Origin of the sequence: Microcoleus sp. T3_D1, assembly GCF_036700405.1 — a bacterium.
Taxonomy (GTDB): domain Bacteria; phylum Cyanobacteriota; class Cyanobacteriia; order Cyanobacteriales; family Microcoleaceae; genus Microcoleus.
In genome coordinates this window covers 21923-37702 of the sequence record NZ_JAUBOV010000050.1, presented here as the reverse complement: position 1 = coordinate 37702, position 15780 = coordinate 21923, and the positions used below count along the sequence as shown (strand labels likewise).

At 47.1% G+C, this 15780-nt stretch carries 15 protein-coding genes; 4 read left to right on the top strand and 11 right to left on the bottom strand.

Annotated features, from left to right (window positions below; all coding sequences use genetic code 11):
- Positions 1–8: 8 nt before the first annotated feature.
- The 7 genes from QT992_RS21490 to QT992_RS21460 all read right to left on the bottom strand — a co-directional run bounded on the left by QT992_RS21490 (position 9) and on the right by QT992_RS21460 (position 7897).
- Positions 9–2693, bottom strand: a complete 2685-nt coding sequence (locus QT992_RS21490) for a GAF domain-containing protein (RefSeq protein WP_333315376.1) — start codon at positions 2691–2693, stop codon at positions 9–11.
- Positions 2694–2707: 14 nt separating this feature from the next.
- On the bottom strand, positions 2708–3118 hold the full coding sequence (locus QT992_RS21485) for a hypothetical protein (protein ID WP_333315375.1): 411 nt from the start codon (positions 3116–3118) through the stop codon (positions 2708–2710).
- Positions 3119–3275: 157 nt separating this feature from the next.
- Positions 3276–4409, bottom strand: coding sequence for a glycosyltransferase family 1 protein (locus QT992_RS21480; protein ID WP_333315374.1), 1134 nt, complete (start codon positions 4407–4409; stop codon positions 3276–3278).
- A gap of 10 nt (positions 4410–4419) precedes the next feature.
- Positions 4420–5058 carry a DUF4291 domain-containing protein gene (locus QT992_RS21475; RefSeq protein WP_333315372.1) on the bottom strand — a complete coding sequence of 213 codons (639 nt, stop codon included), beginning with the start codon at positions 5056–5058 and terminating at the stop codon, positions 4420–4422.
- 554 nt (positions 5059–5612) lie between these two features.
- Positions 5613–6761 carry an NAD-dependent epimerase/dehydratase family protein gene (locus tag QT992_RS21470; protein ID WP_333315370.1) on the bottom strand — a complete coding sequence of 383 codons (1149 nt, stop codon included), beginning with the start codon at positions 6759–6761 and terminating at the stop codon, positions 5613–5615.
- A gap of 110 nt (positions 6762–6871) precedes the next feature.
- The gene (locus QT992_RS21465; protein WP_333315369.1) at positions 6872–7462 is read right to left on the bottom strand and encodes a chromophore lyase CpcT/CpeT; all 591 of its coding nucleotides are present in this window, start codon (positions 7460–7462) and stop codon (positions 6872–6874) included.
- A gap of 222 nt (positions 7463–7684) precedes the next feature.
- Positions 7685–7897, bottom strand: a complete 213-nt coding sequence (locus QT992_RS21460) for a helix-turn-helix transcriptional regulator (protein WP_333139222.1) — start codon at positions 7895–7897, stop codon at positions 7685–7687.
- Between the two features lie 254 nt (positions 7898–8151).
- Here QT992_RS21460 and QT992_RS21455 point away from each other — a divergent pair, with 254 nt between their 5' ends.
- Positions 8152–9339 carry a transposase gene (locus QT992_RS21455; protein ID WP_333340245.1) on the top strand — a complete coding sequence of 396 codons (1188 nt, stop codon included), beginning with the start codon at positions 8152–8154 and terminating at the stop codon, positions 9337–9339.
- A gap of 621 nt (positions 9340–9960) precedes the next feature.
- Entirely contained in the window at positions 9961–11778 is a 1818-nt protein-coding gene (gene ltrA / locus QT992_RS21450; RefSeq protein WP_333340243.1) for a group II intron reverse transcriptase/maturase, read from the top strand.
- A gap of 183 nt (positions 11779–11961) precedes the next feature.
- Here ltrA and QT992_RS21445 read toward each other — a convergent pair whose 3' ends face one another.
- Both QT992_RS21445 and QT992_RS21440 read right to left on the bottom strand, forming a co-directional pair.
- A complete protein-coding gene (locus QT992_RS21445) occupies positions 11962–12117 on the bottom strand; it encodes a hypothetical protein (protein ID WP_333340241.1) in 156 nt (51 codons plus the stop codon).
- Positions 12118–12254: 137 nt separating this feature from the next.
- Positions 12255–12467, bottom strand: a complete 213-nt coding sequence (locus QT992_RS21440) for a helix-turn-helix transcriptional regulator (protein WP_333139222.1) — start codon at positions 12465–12467, stop codon at positions 12255–12257.
- A 135-nt stretch (positions 12468–12602) separates the two neighbouring features.
- On the opposite strand from QT992_RS21440, the gene QT992_RS21435 reads away from it, so the two are divergent.
- Positions 12603–12836 (top strand): hypothetical protein, encoded by a 234-nt coding sequence (locus tag QT992_RS21435; protein WP_333340238.1) that lies wholly within the window; start codon positions 12603–12605, stop codon positions 12834–12836.
- Positions 12837–13146: 310 nt separating this feature from the next.
- Here QT992_RS21435 and petL read toward each other — a convergent pair whose 3' ends face one another.
- Complete coding sequence (petL, locus tag QT992_RS21430; RefSeq protein ID WP_333102550.1) at positions 13147–13248, bottom strand: cytochrome b6-f complex subunit PetL; 102 nt, start codon at positions 13246–13248, stop codon at positions 13147–13149.
- A gap of 517 nt (positions 13249–13765) precedes the next feature.
- Here petL and aroB point away from each other — a divergent pair.
- Entirely contained in the window at positions 13766–14860 is a 1095-nt protein-coding gene (gene aroB / locus QT992_RS21425; protein ID WP_333315366.1) for a 3-dehydroquinate synthase, read from the top strand.
- 95 nt (positions 14861–14955) lie between these two features.
- Here aroB and QT992_RS21420 read toward each other — a convergent pair whose 3' ends face one another.
- Positions 14956–15726 (bottom strand): tetratricopeptide repeat protein, encoded by a 771-nt coding sequence (locus QT992_RS21420; protein WP_333340235.1) that lies wholly within the window; start codon positions 15724–15726, stop codon positions 14956–14958.
- Positions 15727–15780: the final 54 nt, after the last annotated feature.

Sequence of the window (15780 nt, the reverse complement as noted above, 5' to 3'; positions counted from 1 at the left end):
ATAATCTACTACTTGGTTGTCATAGTATGCACGCCGTCCCAATCATCGGGCGGGGGGACTTCCAAATAGCTTAGGGATCGGTCGAGGTGAACTTCCACAGGTCGATCGTTCGGTCGCATCGCTAAAGCCGCTTCAAAACAATTAATAGCTTTGTGAAAATTTCTAGCAATATAAGCATCCCGACCGTTGCTGTAAAGTTCCAAAAACCGAACGGTTTCGCCGTCGATGGGTTCAGAACTATTTTGCAGCAACTCGTAAATACCCACCGGCTGATTTTTGCCCTTAACCCGCACCTTGTCTAGCTCTCGCACCCAAATCCCTTCGCGACACAAACTGTATGTAAATTCGCTCAAAATTATATCGCAGCCATACTCCTTTGTAAGCTGTTCCAAGCGCGAACTCAAATTCACCGCATCCCCGATTACCGTGTAATCCATTCGCTTTTGGGAACCAATATTTCCCGAAACCACCTCTCCCGAACTAATCCCAATTCCGAAGCGAAACGGATCTGCACCGGGGCGAGAATCATTAAACTCTTTCAAACGCCGGCGCATATCTAAAGCCGACTGAACCGCCATCCAACCGTGACTTTCCGGAGGATTCAGCGGCAGGGGCGCGCCGAAAACCGCCATTAAAGCATCGCCGATAAACTTGTCTAAAGTGCCTTCGTAGTGGAAAACGGCCTCCACCATCGTCTCAAAATATTCGTTCAGCAGGGATACCACATCGGATGCTCCCAAATTTTCGGTCAGCGTGGTATAGCCGCGAATGTCGGAAAATAAAATAGTGACTTCTTTGCGTTCGCCCACCATCAGGGCGCCTTCACCCAAGGCCATCACTTTATCTACGACTCCAGGAGTCAGGTAGCGGTACATCGTATTTTTCATCCGCTTTTCGTGGCTGATGTCTTCGAGTACCACTAAACCGCCGCGCACGCCGCCCTCTGGATTGAGTAGGGGGTTGACAGTCAAATTCAAACTACGTTCAATTACTTTAATTCCAGAGGCGGGGATGGGCAACGGACAATAAGGGTGATACAGGGCAGAATTTCGCAGCGCAAATAGAGATTGGGCATTAGCTAATTCTGCCAGCGCTACTTCCTCAGTCCACGCGCGGTTTTCGCCCCAAGCATAATATAAATTAGGATCGGTGCGATCGGGCACGGCCAAAATATAACTTTCTTCTTCTTCTTCTTCTTCTTCTTCTTCTTCTTGTCCTTCTTCTTTTGGTTGGGAATTTAGCGTTTTTTCTACCAACAGTCCCACAGTTAAACTTTGTTCGGGAACGTAATGTCGGGCAGCAGTTTTGAGACTGTCTTCTAGTCGAAATTGCAAATTGTCGATCGGCACAACTTCCCAAACATAGCGATTCACAAGTTTATCTTCCCAAATCTGGGGATGGTGTTTGCTTTTAGCTTGATTTACCGGACAGCCCAACAATTCTATGGCTGCTTCGTTAATCGTCACAACTCGCCCCTTCAAATCCGTGGAAATCACTGCATCAGAAAGACTTTGCAGCATATCTTTCTGATACTGCTTTTCCACCATCACGTTCTGAAACAGTTGAGAATTTTGCAACGCCATTCCCGCTTGGGAATTAAACGCTCGCAAAAACTCTTCGTCGGAAGGGGTGAAAGTACCTTGGTTCTTATTAATTAGCTGAGTTACCCCGATCAGCTCACCTTTAGCGTTATGCACCGGCATACACAAGACAGTCCGAGTGCGGTATCCCGTTTGCTGGTCTGTAGATGGGTCAAACCGGGGATCGTCGTAAGCATCTGTAATATTTAGAGGTTGACCCGTCGAAGCCACGTAACCAGCAATTCCCCTATTCGCAGGAATACGGATTTCCATCATCGTTTTGCCGTCAGCCTTAGCTAATTTTGTCCAGAGTTCGTTGGTTTCCCGATTTAACAAAAATAGCGTGCTGCGATCGGCCTGCATCAAGTCGCGAGCTTGATCCATGACAGAGCGCAAAGTGGTTTCCAAGTCAAGACTTTGACCCAAAGTCGTGGTCGCTCTCAAAAGTGCGGCAACCCCTCGCTGGTTGCGGGCCACGACGTAGAAAGACTGACAGCTTTCGAGAATAATCCCGATCGAATCTGCAAAAGCCTGGAACTGCTGTTCGTCTTCCTCGCTAAAGGGGGCATCGCCAGCTTTATTTAACAGTCTGACCACCGCTACGGGTTCCTGTTGGCTCTTGCTGCTAAAAATCGGCATACAGAGGATGGTCTCGATGTGGTAGCCCGGTGGTTCGTCTACTTCGGTATTAAAATACTCGTGCGATCGAGCTTCGGCGACATTGATCGATTTTCCGGTTGTTGCTACGTAGCCTAAAATGCCTGCATCCATAGGCAAGCGCACTTCTACATCTTCGCCCGTAAGTGGATCGACTGTTTTGTGCCACAGTTGATTTTTGTTGGAGTCAACCAAAAAAATAGTTGTCCGGTCTGCTTGCAAAATTTGACCAATTTTGACAGTGAAGGCATCTAAAAGTTGCTCTAAGAGACTTTCGAGTGCTTCATTGTTAATCAGGTCCATCGCCCGGATAAATTGCTGAAATTCAGCCGTGATAAAGTCCAGCAGGCACACTAATTCAGGAACTGGCAGGCTCTTAACACGGGAGGTCAATGCCCCCATAAAATTGACTTGAGTCAGTGTAGCCAGAACGCTACCAGTATTGGAGAATGTCATGATTAACTGCTTGCTCAGAGGGGTAGACTCACCGCAGGTCGATCGGCGCTAGATTCGGCGGCGGTGCAAACTCTTGAATTTGTTTGCCAGCGCATCGGCACTCGCTTGTCGTTTTGATGAATCGTGAGTTCAAAAGTGGCGCACGCAACTTCAGTTTGCTTGTTATGTATGCTCGATCGATCTTTTTTCCAACCTCGATACTGATGAGGGTTCGTCAATTCAAGCTGAACTTGAGTTCGCAAAACAGAAGGCCTGAAAATTAGGTGACAGGCTTTCGTTCGATCGAGAGTGCAGTGTGGATTTGACGCTCTGTGCTCGGCCCCAGCGCGCGGTGTGACAGTTTTAGCGCACTCGGCGACCGTATCCGGTGAGGTAAAGGGCGCTATGAAAGCAGCGCGCAAGGCATTCCTACAGAGCTTACTCATAGTTTAATGGTAAACGCAACAGCAGGATAACGACGGTAATTTATGCAGCAAAAAAGTTCGATCGGTCTTTGAAAACATCCCTATTCAATACCAACTGACGATCGAACAGCCAAGCTAAGCTGGCGGTGAAGTTTAAAGGTGCTACAGATCCTGACATTTAGGCTGCTCTGGGCACAGACTCGGCAAATACCACTGATTGATAGTAGCGCTGCAGTTGTGCAGCGGCGGCGGCCCAACCCCAACGTTCAGCTTCTCGGCGAGCGTTATGGCGCAGGGTTTCCCGTTCTTCGGGATTCGCAAACAGACGCTTAGTGGCGGCGAGCGCTCCTTCTTCGTCGGCGGGGTCAAATAAATATCCGTTAACACCGTCGGTGACGATATCGGGAATTCCGCCGCTGCGCGCCGCCACTACAGGCGTCCCCGCAGCCATTGCTTCTAGGAGCACTAAGCCCAGGGTTTCGGTGCGGGAGGGAAAAATGAAGGCGTCGGCCGATGCGTAAGCTCTTGCGAGTTCTTGCCCCTTGAGGTAGCCGACAAAATTAGTGGGTGTACCGGCAAAATATTGTTGGAGGGTTTGGCGATGCGGGCCGTCTCCCACTAGGGCGAGGCGGGCGTCGGGAATCGCTGCGAGGACTGGTTTGATGCGTTCGATTTCTTTTTCTGCACCGAGGCGGCCGACGTACAGCAGCAGGGGACTGTCTGGGTTATTTGCAGAAAGGCGCGATCGCATTTCTCGACTTGCCAATTCCGGGACAAACATTTCAGTATCTACACCCCGCTGCCACAAATCTACTCGCTCAATCCCGTGGGTTCTCAATTCTTCCACCATTGCTGTAGAAGTACACAAATTCAGTTCTGCTTGGTTGTGAGCACCTTTGAGCAATTCCCACAATAAAGGTTCGAGGACTCCGAAACCGTAGTGGTGCAAGTATTTGGGCAAATGCGTGTGGTAAGAAGCCAAAATTGGAATGTTGAACTTTTTCCCGTAATATATACCGCCCAATCCCAAAATTGCGGGATTGACAACGTGAATAATATCCGGTTTAAACTGCTCTAATTGGCGACCGACAGCCGGAGAAGGAAGTGCCATTTTCAATTCCGGGTACATCGGCAAAGGCAAGCCCTCCACACCGTAAACTCGTGCGCCTTTGTATTCTTTAATCCCGTAATCTGGAGAAAATATCAGAACTTGTTCGCCCGATCGCTGCAAGTGATCTACAGTGTGAATCAGGCGCGTCACAATGCCATCTATTTTTGGCAGAAATGTTTCAGTGAACAGAGCAATTTTCATAGTAAATTGTTTAGGAAACCGATAATCGTAGTTTCTGGGAGATGTCGGGGTCGATGACAGGATACACTGCCTCACAAGGAGTCAGTAATTGCGTGCTATCGCCTCCGTTATATTGACGCTGTTGCTGCACGAATTGGGAAATATCCTCAATTTTAACAATCCATTCTCGCGCGTAACGAGCTAAAACACTGCCGCGCAAACCGAGTTGAATTGCCCGCCGATCCATTTTCGATCCATTTGGGTGACGATCCGGGTCCCATTGCAGCCGTACAGCCGAATTTTTAACAGCTTGTTGCCATTCTTTTTCGCTTCCATACACTGCTGGAACGAAATTAGAATGGACAGCCGATGCTAAAATTTCGTCAAAAGCCGATCGCTTCAGCCAAATAGCAAGAATTACTTCTTGACCCGATGAAGTACCCCATGCCGATCGATACATCATCCATAGAAAATTGGGCTTAATCCAACTCATGCGATTCAGACTAAATTCCCCACCGAAATAACCTTGTTCCGCTGCAAAAAGACCGATCGCCGGACGGTAAGCTTGGTACACTACAACGGTATTTTCGTCAAATTGTGCCAGAATGTGACGACCTGTTTTCGGCCATTTACTTGCCTGGTTTAAGTATGGTTCGGTTCGCAGATTCATTGCCACTAATTACGATCGAGATTTTTCTGGGGGCAACATACAAATTCCGTGAATTCCGCTCGATCCAATTATCCTACCTCAAAGCAATCCCACACCTTCGGCAAAGCAATTAATTCTGTGAATTTCCTGTGCAGTTTTAGCAATTAATATTTCCCTTTCCCCAGCAGCCGGTGATTCGCTAACGGGCGCGGTAATTTTGATTACTCGCCGTTAGTGCCGCCCATTCCGCTATTAAATAATAAGCACAAACTGCACTCGCTGAAAATCCCGGCAGAACAACAAAAAGCAACAGAATAATCGTGCGAATTTCTACAGACAGCATTTATTCCCAAAAAGCCAGCAGTAAAAACCTAATGGAATTTTTTAATTAACCGCAGAGGACACAGAGGACACAGAGAAAGAGATAAAAAAGATAGATTATCGTAATATACAGCAAACTCCATTCAGAATTTGCGAACCCTTCTCCTCTCTTCCCTTCTTTTCTCTTACTTCGCGCCCTTCGCGCCTTCGCGGTTCGTTAAAAAATCTCTTTCCCCGCAGGTAGAGGTCTGAACTTACTTCCAAGAAACCTTCGGCAAAATCTGGTTTTTATCGACACGGTGCTGATATTTTGTAGCAAAATTCAGCAGAGAATCGAGCAGGGAATCTGAGAGATAGTGCGGTTGCAAACCGAGGTCTAGCAAATTGGTGTTTTTGGCATTGAAATAATGTTCTTCTTTCTCGACTCTGGGATTTTCGATGTTGTTGATTTCTACTTTTAATCCCATAGCCATGCCTGCTTTTTGCACCAAGGAGGCTAAGTCGCCGACGCTGAATTGTTCGGTGAATTGGTTGAAGACGCGGAATTGTCCGGCTTCGGCGGGGTTGGCTAGAGCCAATTCCACGCACCGCACGGTATCCCGAATGTCTAAGAAGCTGCGGGTTTGTCCGCCAGTGCCGTAAACCGTCAAAGGATGACCGATCGCAGCTTGGATGCAAAATCTGTTCAACGCTGTACCGAATACTCCGTCGTAGTCCAAACGGTTGATCAACAGTTCATCCATGCCGGTTTCATCTGTGAGCACGCCGTAGACTACGCCCTGATTTAAGTCGGTGGCTCTTAAACCCCAGATTTTGCAAGCAAAATGGATGTTGTGGGAGTCGTGGACTTTTGACAGGTGGTAGAAACTGCCTGGTTGTTTGGGATAGGGTAGTGTATCCTTGCGACCGTTGTGTTCGATCGTAATGTAGCCTTCTTCAATGTCAATATTCGGCGTGCCGTATTCGCCCATTGTCCCCAATTTCACTAGGTGACAATCGGGGAAGTCTTCGCGGATGGCGTACAGCAGGTTGAGTGTCCCGACGACGTTATTGACTTGGGTGAGGACTGCGTGTTCGCGATCGATCATCGAGAAAGGTGCCGAACGCTGTTCGCCGAAATGGACGATCGCAAGGGGTGCAAATTTTCTCATGCTTTTGCTGAGAAAATCGTAGTTGGTGATGTCACCGACGAACAAGTCGATCGACTTGCCCGTTAAATCTTGCCATCGCTGGAGTCTTTGCTGAATCGGTGCGATGGGAGTGAGGGTGTCGCTGCACAGTTCCAGATCCCAGTGCCGCCGCACGAAGCTGTCGAGGATGCCAACTTCGTAACCTTTGTTAGAAAGGTAGAGTGCGGTTGCCCAACCGCAATAGCCATCGCCACCAATAACCAGGACTTTCATAAATCAACGGTGAATCTTGCTTGCCAATACTGGGTTAATGTATCAGGTTATGGTGCATTCTGAACCTTTAATCAAGCGTGTTCGCCTAGGAAGGAGTCTGTTTTTTTAGATTAAACCTGAATTTCGTCGGCGAAACTGGCCCGGCGGGTGAATTCAAAGGGGCCGGCCTGGGCTCCCCAGACGTGGGCGTCGGTTTCTGGGTCACGTCCGCGATCGTGGCTAATAAATTTGTCTTGGTCAATCTCGAATTCGCTGTCTAGATAGGTTTTTTTGCCCTTTCTGACCACCATGCAGCCTTTTCCGGGTTCGACAGACCCTTTGAAGCTGTTGCCCGTCCACTGCGTAATAAAGGTGCAGCCAGGAAGTAGAGTCAGTTGTTCTTTTTTGATTTCTTGCAGCCGTTGCGGGTCGCGGGCCGCGCCGTAGAATTGTTCTTCGTTTTCTATGGCATAATTTTCGATGTCGATTCGATCGCCCACTGGGACTAATTTCAAAACTCGGACTCGGTACGGTACGTGCAGTTCAATATCGTAGGCTTGTTCTAGGTACAAGCTGATCCCATCCAGAACTTCGACGGGCAAAGGTCTCATGCAGACGCGGATGTGGGCGAAGAAGGGCGGATTTTCAAAGGCTTGGGCTTGGTTGCTGAAGTCGGCGGCCATCCAGCGGGCGAGGGTGACGATATCGGTGGAATGAGACATATCGATTTTAGATTTTAGATTTTAGATTTTGGATTGAGGGAGTAGAAATTATTTTAGGGGATAGCGGGCGATCGGCTATAGAAGGTAGTTATATGCTTTACGAACAAGTAAAGAAAAGACGGCGAGAAGTACGGCATTAATCAACGTATCCCATTAGCGATCTCGCCCTTTTCTTCTACTAGCGATCGAATTTTTAGTGAAACTCGCCCCATTGGTGCGCCCTCAATCTTCCAAAATCTCGACCAAATCTTCCATTGTCACGTCGAAGGCGCGGGCAATTTTGTAGACAGCAGAAAGATCGGCTGTATTCAAAGCATCGCGCTGAACGTAGCTTCTGACAGTGTTGTAATTAACTCCGGATCGATCGGCAACTTGCTTTAGTGTCCAACCCTTTTGCTCAGCTAGTTCTCGAATCCGCAGTCTAACGTATCCCATTAGCGCGATCGCCCTTACTATTCCAAAAACTCGACCAAATCTTCAACTAAACCAAAAGGAGTCCCGCGCTCTACCTGTACCCAGGTGAGCGTCGGGAGGAATTTGCGTGAGCCAGGAGAGCCGCCCCGAACCAAACCGATGACTTTATGTGTCGGAAGGTGAGGGGCGGTCGATGAGCGAACAAATAATTTTTGCTACACCACTTGCTTTTGCCATCTTCACGAGATAGAATTTTGTCAGAGTTCGTGAAAGTAATGCCTCAAATAATCACCGCCAAGCTAAAACTAAACCTGAATGCCGAGCAAAAAGCTTTGGTATCTCAGACTACCTTGGCTTATCGCGATGCCTTGAATCATACTTCACAAGTTGCTTTTGATGCGAACAAAACCAGCAATGGTGCTAAGTTACAAAAGGCTGTCTACAATGAATTGCGAGTTCGATTTGGACTTGGCGCTCAGATGGCTTGCAATGTACCGAGACAAGTTTCGGCAACGTATAAAACTCTCTGGACTAAGGTAAAACAATCTAACGATGCTATCGCTAAAGGGTACACCAAGAAACGGTACAAAGGACTAGACCAACCCCCTAAGTATATCTCTCGAACCTGTACCTTGAATTATCAGCGTGACTACTCGTTTAAATCCGAGCAGAAGGTGAGTATTATTACCCTAGCTGGTAGAATAGTAGTCTCGTATGATGGCTACAACAAGCATCTGGATTTCATTGCGAATGGTTCCAAAGTTGGAGCAGCTAAAATTGTCTATCAGCGTTCCTCTAAAGTTTACTATTTGATGGTAAGTGTTGAGGTAGAAACCCCTGAACTCGACCCACTGAAAATAACTAGAGTTTCTGGCGTTGACGTGGGGATGCGCTACTTAGCCGTACAAACAGACTTACAAAACAAGTCTAATTTCTACTCAGGTTCAGAAGCTAGACATAAAGCCAACCGCTATCATAAAGCTAGACAAACTCTTCAGCGTAAAGACACTCGTTCGGCAAAGCGCAGACTAATTGCTTTGTCGGGAAGAGAAAGACGGTTTATCGCTGACGTGAACCACCAAATTAGCAAGGACATTGCCAAACCTAATACTTTGATTGGACTGGAAAACCTAACCGGAGTTGGGGATATAATTAAGTCCAAGTCTGGTAAAAAGGCTAGCAAGAAACAGCGAAGAGCTAATCGAAATAAAGCTAAATGGTCGTTTGCCGAATTGCACGGCTATATTGACTACAAAGCTAATTTGAACGGCTCTTTAGCTACTAAAGTTCCAGCTAATTATACCTCGCAAAGCTGTCCAAAGTGCGGACACACTTCGGCCGGCAATAGACCTAAAAAAGGACTATTGTTTCGTTGCGAGTGTTGCGGACACGAGCTTCATGCTGATTTGGTGGGTGCGCGAAAGTGCGATTCGTTCAGTCGAAACCGAGAAGTCGGGGGATGACTGGCTTCTACAGGGTAATCCATGAGGATTGAGTTCGCACTTTAATCCCTTGTAGATGACAACTTCATAACCTTGCAGGTGAGCATTAGTATCCTAGAAAACGGTAAGTCCTGCCCCTCAGACGTAGAGGCGAAAGCATATCTCCCACTGTAGAGACTAGCCATCAATCGGTGAAGCGGAGATAAAAGCGGAAAGAACTACTAGCCTAAAAGTGGTGTCCCGTGAGCAAGTTCCTATGGATAGCGAAAGCGAAGTCACTACCTGAATCACCGTAACACCCAACCAGCGAAATAAGGCTTTATGCGCTGGTAGTCCCAAAAGGGCATTAGTATAGGGTGGTATGAGGATTTTCGTCGGCATACCTACGTTACCCAAAAACTCGGTGAAGAGGTGACATCCTAACGGAACAAAACAATGGTTATGAGGAACGAAGTAACCCACCTGATTACTCTCGAAGAGGTCGAATACTTCGAGCAGTCAGCTAAGACGAAACATCTGGATTTCCAGGTAACAGGTGGTAGAGATTGAGTCAGAAGCCAACGCCTCACTGTAATGGTGAGGATATGCTAACGGACTCACGGTAATACGGATGATATAGCTACAAGTAGCAATGTAAATGTCATGAACACGGCATTAAAACCGATGTATGAATGGAGCGATATCAACTGGCGAAAGCTAGAGCGTAACGTCTTCAAGTTGCAAAAACGGATATATCAAGCGTCTAATCGTGGTGATGTCAAGCTAGTACGCAGACTCCAGAAATTGTTGATAAGTTCTTGGACAGCAAAAGCATTAGCGGTTCGTCGGGTAACTCAGGAAAACAAAGGTAAGAAGACGGCAGGCGTGGATGGTGTAAAATCGCTGACCCCAAAGCAACGTTTCGCCTTGATAAACAAAATTACACTGGGTTCTAAGGTCAAACCAACACGCCGAGTTTGGATACCCAAACCAGGGACAGATGAGGAAAGACCTTTAGGAATACCGACAATGGAAGACCGAGCTTTGCAAGCGTTAGTCAAACTGGTATTAGAACCAGAATGGGAGGCGCGATTTGAACCCAACTCATACGGGTTCAGACCTGGGCGCTCATGCCACGATGCGATAGAGGCAATATACTGTGCGGTACACAATAAATCCAAATACGTGCTGGATGCCGACATTAGTAAATGCTTCGACCGCATTAACCATGATGTACTTCTCTCAAAATTAAATACCTATCCAACCCTACGGAGACAAATCCGAGCTTGGTTAAAAGCTGGTGTAATGGATGGAGACAAGCTGTTCCCAACTGATGAAGGTACACCACAGGGCGGGGTGATTTCACCTCTACTTGCTAATGTCGCCTTACATGGAATTGAGGAATTGATTATGGGTTTAGCCCCAAAATTTGAGATGAGAGACTCTCGTGGTCATACTTATGGATTACGAGACAAAATCAAATCGATTTCACTGATAAGATATGCGGACGATTTCGTAGTCCTTCATGAGGATGCAGGAGTTGTAAAGCTGTGTCAAATAGAGATAGAGAAGTGGTTAAGTGACATTGGGTTAGAACTAAAGCCTAGTAAGACAAGATTAGCCCACACCCTGAATAAATTAGAGGATGAAGAACCCGGATTCGATTTCTTAGGGTTCAACATCAGGCAATTCCCAGTCGGAAAATACAAGTCAGGAAAAAGAAACAGGGGCGGACTACTAGGTTTTAAGACTATTATCACCCCCAGTAAGGCGAGTCAGAAAAAGCACTACAGAAAAGTTGCAGAAGTAATCAATAATTCGCGTGGCTTAACTCAAGCGATTTTAATCAAAAATCTCAATCCAATCATACGGGGTTGGTGTAACTACTTCTCAACAGTCGTCAGCCAGAAAATATTTGCAAGGTTGTGGCACTTAGTGGTTTGGAAGCTTCTCAAATGGGGCCGTCATCGTCATAGGAATAAAGGCAAAGGGTGGATACGCCATAAATACTTCAAAACCGTAGAAGGCAATAACTGGGTGTTCGCAACCAGAGAGGGTGACAACCCTCTAAAGCTCATACAACATAGCTCCACGGAAATAAAACGCTATGTAAAGGTAAAAGGAAAAGCATCTCCCTACGACGGTGACTGGTTATATTGGAGTTCAAGAATGGGAGTACACCCCGAAATACCCGTAAGAGTATCTAAATTACTCAAGCGACAAAAAGGGAAATGCACCCACTGCGATAACTACTTCAAAGATGGAGATTCGATAGAAGTTGACCACATCATCCCTAAATCGAAAGGTGGAAAGGAATCTTATGATAATTGTCAGCTACTCCATCGACATTGCCACGACACAAAGACCGCCAACGATGGCAGTCTCGGTAACAAATCTAGCTGTAAAAGTGCTAAACCTAAGCCACCAGTGGAACCAAGCCTTTGGGCATGGGAAAACGATATGTTGGTAATGACGTACTGATGACAACAGCCGTTTTATTGAGGAGCGGAATGATGGGAAATTATCACGTTCCGTTTTGGAGAGCAGTGGAGGAGGCGACTCCTTCACTGACTTTAATTATTGCCATGAGAACGTTGCTTGTCCGGCAGGACTGGACGAGTACGGGGAGCTTGTCAGCATCCCCTAATGTGTCGGGCCGTGAAACTAAAGCTGAGATTCTGCAAAGATTCTCGGAATTGCGGTGGAGCTCAGATACAAGCCCACATCTCCGGCGGTACTCCGCTTGATGCTGGGTAGTTGACTCATGACATCAAAAGCAAGGGCGATCTTCTGAACGGCACTCAGATCGACCATACTCATCCCATCATCGCGTCTAGCGTACCCTTTAACCGTGTTGTAATTGACCCTCTTGGCGATCTGCCACGTCTTGCAGCGTCCAGCCCTTTTCTTATGCCAACTCTCGAATCTTTAGTCGAACTCGCCCCATTGGTGCGCCCTCAATCTTCCAAAATCTCGACCAAATCTTCCATTGTCACGTCGAAGGCGCGGGCAATTTTGTAGACAGCAGAAAGATCGGCTGTATTCAAAGCATCGCGCTGAACGTAGCTTCTGACAGTGTTGTAATTAACTCCGGATCGATCGGCAACTTGCTTTAGTGTCCAACCCTTTTGCTCAGCTAGTTCTCGAATCCGCAGTCTAACGTATCCCATGTTTTAACTTGACATTGATGCGTATGCAACATATTATATCTATGTACACTAAAAACGATCGCCCTCCTAGCCTCGAAAACTTAAGGGCGATCGCCTTTTCTATCACACCCCACGAAGGTGGGGAAGGATTACCCTATGATACCAACATCCAAGCCCAAATTAAACACTCATCCCTGGTGTATCGTGCGACAATTGCCAAATATGCAGCGATTGGTGGTTGCTCGGTTCCACCGTCGGGGCGATGCTGAGGGATACATACAAATTTTACAGCGGTTGTTGCCCACTTCTAAACACGCGATCGTTTTTGATACGACAGGGGCTGAGAAATTGGCAGAAGTGCGATCGACTCAATTAGAACGAATCTTGTAATTAATCAGGAGCGATCGAATTTTACAACAAGTGCGATCGCTCCTTCATCCTCAAGGTGAATAATTGGGGAATCGAGGGATTTTAGATTTTAGATTTTAGATTTTAGATTTTAGATTTTAGATTGAAGCATTAACCAAATTACTTTGGGTCTAATATTAAATTAGGAAATTCTAGCATCAAGTTCTATGAAACCAAATATTTGCGCCGTCAATCTACAGATAAACCTAGAGATTGTTGGCGCAAATACTTTGTCGAACTGATACTTTGGCCAGAGATTAAATCCTCTGGTTGAGACATCTAAATGAGCAAATTAGATGAGTTTGACAGCCCGCAGACCAAACATCAGCACTGTCGCCAAGCCGATCATGCCACCAAAAAGCCCGAAATAAGTTATTGCTCCGCTAAGAGTCATTGCCATTTCTCCAAAACAATGAATAAAAAGACATTTGACACTCCCCAGCCTTAATGGGTGGGGATTCTTGGTTCACTGATACACCTTAAAACTCTCTATCCTTTCGGCACTACTTAAACCAAAAACCCGTTCAATAGAACTAAGTTTCGAGTCTAATTTAGAGGAGTCCCAGCGGGCTTATCTCCGCAAGCTTTAGAGGATTGCTCCCCTTGTTTCCGTATGCCCTACGGTACAACTTGAATATCAAGTATTTGATTTTGCTGGTTCACGGGTGATCGTTGGCTACCCTAGCTCTGTTTATCGTGGTTATCGCCATCCACTACGCATTACTACTTCCTATCCTGTCAAGTGGGGACACCCCAGATTTATATTGTCTTGTGATAGCGGTTTTTCAGCCTGTGCTATCTCTAGTATGCCATACTAGAGCGACACTATATCGACATTAATCCGTCGAAGTGACGGGGTTTTCAACCCAATTTTCTGATAATCTAAAATCTAATATCTAAATTAGATAAATATGCAATCCATAATTAAAGTTGACTTGGGGCCACAATCTTACAATGTTTGCGTGCGATCGGGCGGTTTAGACGAACTCGGCAGTCTGATGGGCGATCTCAGCTTGGGCAAAAAAGTGCTGCTGGTGTCGAATCAGTCGATTTTTCGGCAGTACGGCGAAAGAGCAACAGCAGCCCTCGAATCGGCCGGCATGGAAGTCAGTAGCTGCATTTTACCACCGGGAGAACAGTACAAAACTTTAAATTCGGTACAGAAAATTTACGGTGCGGCTTTGGAAAACCGTTTAGAACGTTCATCGACAATGGTGGCTTTGGGCGGCGGGGTAGTTGGCGATATGACGGGTTTTGCGGCCGCGACTTGGCTGCGGGGAATTAATGTCGTGCAGGTTCCGACTTCGCTGCTGGCGATGGTTGATGCTTCTATTGGCGGCAAAACGGGGGTAAATCATCCTTTAGGGAAGAATTTAATCGGGGCTTTTCACCAGCCGCGCTTGGTTTTGATTGACCCGGATGTACTCAAAACTCTGCCGGCGAGGGAGTTTCGTTCGGCTATGGCGGAAGTCATCAAGTACGGGGTGATTTGGGATGCTGAACTTTTCGGGAAGTTGGAGAATTGCAAGCGTTTGGATCAAATGCGTTATGTGAAGGCGGATTTGTTGGCAGAAATTTTGAGCAGGTCTTGCCAAGCTAAGGCTGAGGTGGTAAGCAAAGACGAGAAGGAATCGGGTTTGCGGGCGATTTTGAATTACGGACACACCATCGGTCATGCTGTGGAAAGTTTGACCAATTACAAGGCGATCAATCACGGGGAAGGGGTGGCCATCGGCATGGCTGGATCAAGCCGGTTGGCTGTGGAGTTGGGAATGTGGGATGCTGAGTGCGATCGCCGTCAATCTGCTTTAATTGAAAAAGCGGGTTTACCTGCCAAATTGCCCGCTGGTGTGGATGTTGAGGAAATTTTGCATACTTTGCAACTGGATAAGAAGGTGCAGGATGGCAAGGTGCGGTTTGTGCTGCCGGTGCGCTTGGGTGAGGCTGCTGTGAGCGATCGGGTGGATGGGGATTTGATTATACAAGTTTTGAAGGAAATGCTTTAGGTTGCGGTTTTTGGGGTGTTTAAGCGCCGCTGAACGCCCATTAACGCCGATCGCCAAAGATGTTTTTTCTTTCAATCGGCGATCGGCGGTTGAGGTTAGGAGTCGCTGGAGCGCGAATTAATTTCCTCCAAAATTTTCTCTACTCTGTTAGCAGCTTGAGTTCTACCTTGCTTGATAAATAACTCCTTAGCTTTTTTGAGGCTGGCTACCGCCTCCGCGTGGTATTCCTTGTCTCCTTGCTGGTACAAACCGACTCCTAAATTGTTTAAAGCATCGGGATATCGATCGTTAATTTTAACGGCTTGTCTCCACTGAACAATTGCCTCGGGCAACTGCCCCTGACTTGCCATCGCCACGCCTAAATCGTTGTGAGCTTTGGCGTGCTTCGGGTTGACTTCAATTGCTTTTTGGAATAGAGCGATCGCATCGCTCATTTTACCTTGCCCGGACAGCATAGTTGCCAACTTGTAATAAGCATCCGCTTCTTTGGGATAGCGAGCGATGAGTTGCCGGTACAAAGCTTCGGCATTGACAGCGTTTCCTTGACCGTAAAGGTCGTTGGCAGTTCTCAAACCGATCGTGTAGCCTTTACCTACAACTTGGCACTTTTTCTCGGAGTTGCCTTCCTGCTTGCAAATCCTGAGTTCGTCTCCCTTCATCTCGTAGGACATAACTTCCCGAACAGCAGGGCCTCGGCGCTGTGGTTGCAAGTTCTGCGAGTGCAAGTTTTGCGATAGTTGCAGGGCGAGTGTCTCAGCCCCGGCCGGTTCGGCCACTGCGACACTGCAGATTCCTGCACCCACCAAAATGCTTGGGGCAATCCACATCAAAGGTTTGAACCAGGGAAACTCTCGATCGTTTTTCATGTTTTTTGTGGAAACGTGTTGTTGATATCCTGGGTTTCACTAGCGCCGCAAGAG

Coding starts and splice junctions, on each gene's coding strand:
- QT992_RS21490 (WP_333315376.1), bottom strand. CDS start 2,693: ATGACATTCTCCAATACTGGTAGCGTTCTGGCTACACTGACTCAAGTC.
- QT992_RS21485 (WP_333315375.1), bottom strand. CDS start 3,118: ATGAGTAAGCTCTGTAGGAATGCCTTGCGCGCTGCTTTCATAGCGCCC.
- QT992_RS21480 (WP_333315374.1), bottom strand. CDS start 4,409: ATGAAAATTGCTCTGTTCACTGAAACATTTCTGCCAAAAATAGATGGC.
- QT992_RS21475 (WP_333315372.1), bottom strand. CDS start 5,058: ATGAATCTGCGAACCGAACCATACTTAAACCAGGCAAGTAAATGGCCG.
- QT992_RS21470 (WP_333315370.1), bottom strand. CDS start 6,761: ATGAAAGTCCTGGTTATTGGTGGCGATGGCTATTGCGGTTGGGCAACC.
- QT992_RS21465 (WP_333315369.1), bottom strand. CDS start 7,462: ATGTCTCATTCCACCGATATCGTCACCCTCGCCCGCTGGATGGCCGCC.
- QT992_RS21460 (WP_333139222.1), bottom strand. CDS start 7,897: ATGGGATACGTTAGACTGCGGATTCGAGAACTAGCTGAGCAAAAGGGT.
- QT992_RS21455 (WP_333340245.1), top strand. CDS start 8,152: ATGCCTCAAATAATCACCGCCAAGCTAAAACTAAACCTGAATGCCGAG.
- ltrA (WP_333340243.1), top strand. CDS start 9,961: ATGAACACGGCATTAAAACCGATGTATGAATGGAGCGATATCAACTGG.
- QT992_RS21445 (WP_333340241.1), bottom strand. CDS start 12,117: ATGAGTATGGTCGATCTGAGTGCCGTTCAGAAGATCGCCCTTGCTTTT.
- QT992_RS21440 (WP_333139222.1), bottom strand. CDS start 12,467: ATGGGATACGTTAGACTGCGGATTCGAGAACTAGCTGAGCAAAAGGGT.
- QT992_RS21435 (WP_333340238.1), top strand. CDS start 12,603: ATGATACCAACATCCAAGCCCAAATTAAACACTCATCCCTGGTGTATC.
- petL (WP_333102550.1), bottom strand. CDS start 13,248: ATGACTCTTAGCGGAGCAATAACTTATTTCGGGCTTTTTGGTGGCATG.
- aroB (WP_333315366.1), top strand. CDS start 13,766: ATGCAATCCATAATTAAAGTTGACTTGGGGCCACAATCTTACAATGTT.
- QT992_RS21420 (WP_333340235.1), bottom strand. CDS start 15,726: ATGAAAAACGATCGAGAGTTTCCCTGGTTCAAACCTTTGATGTGGATT.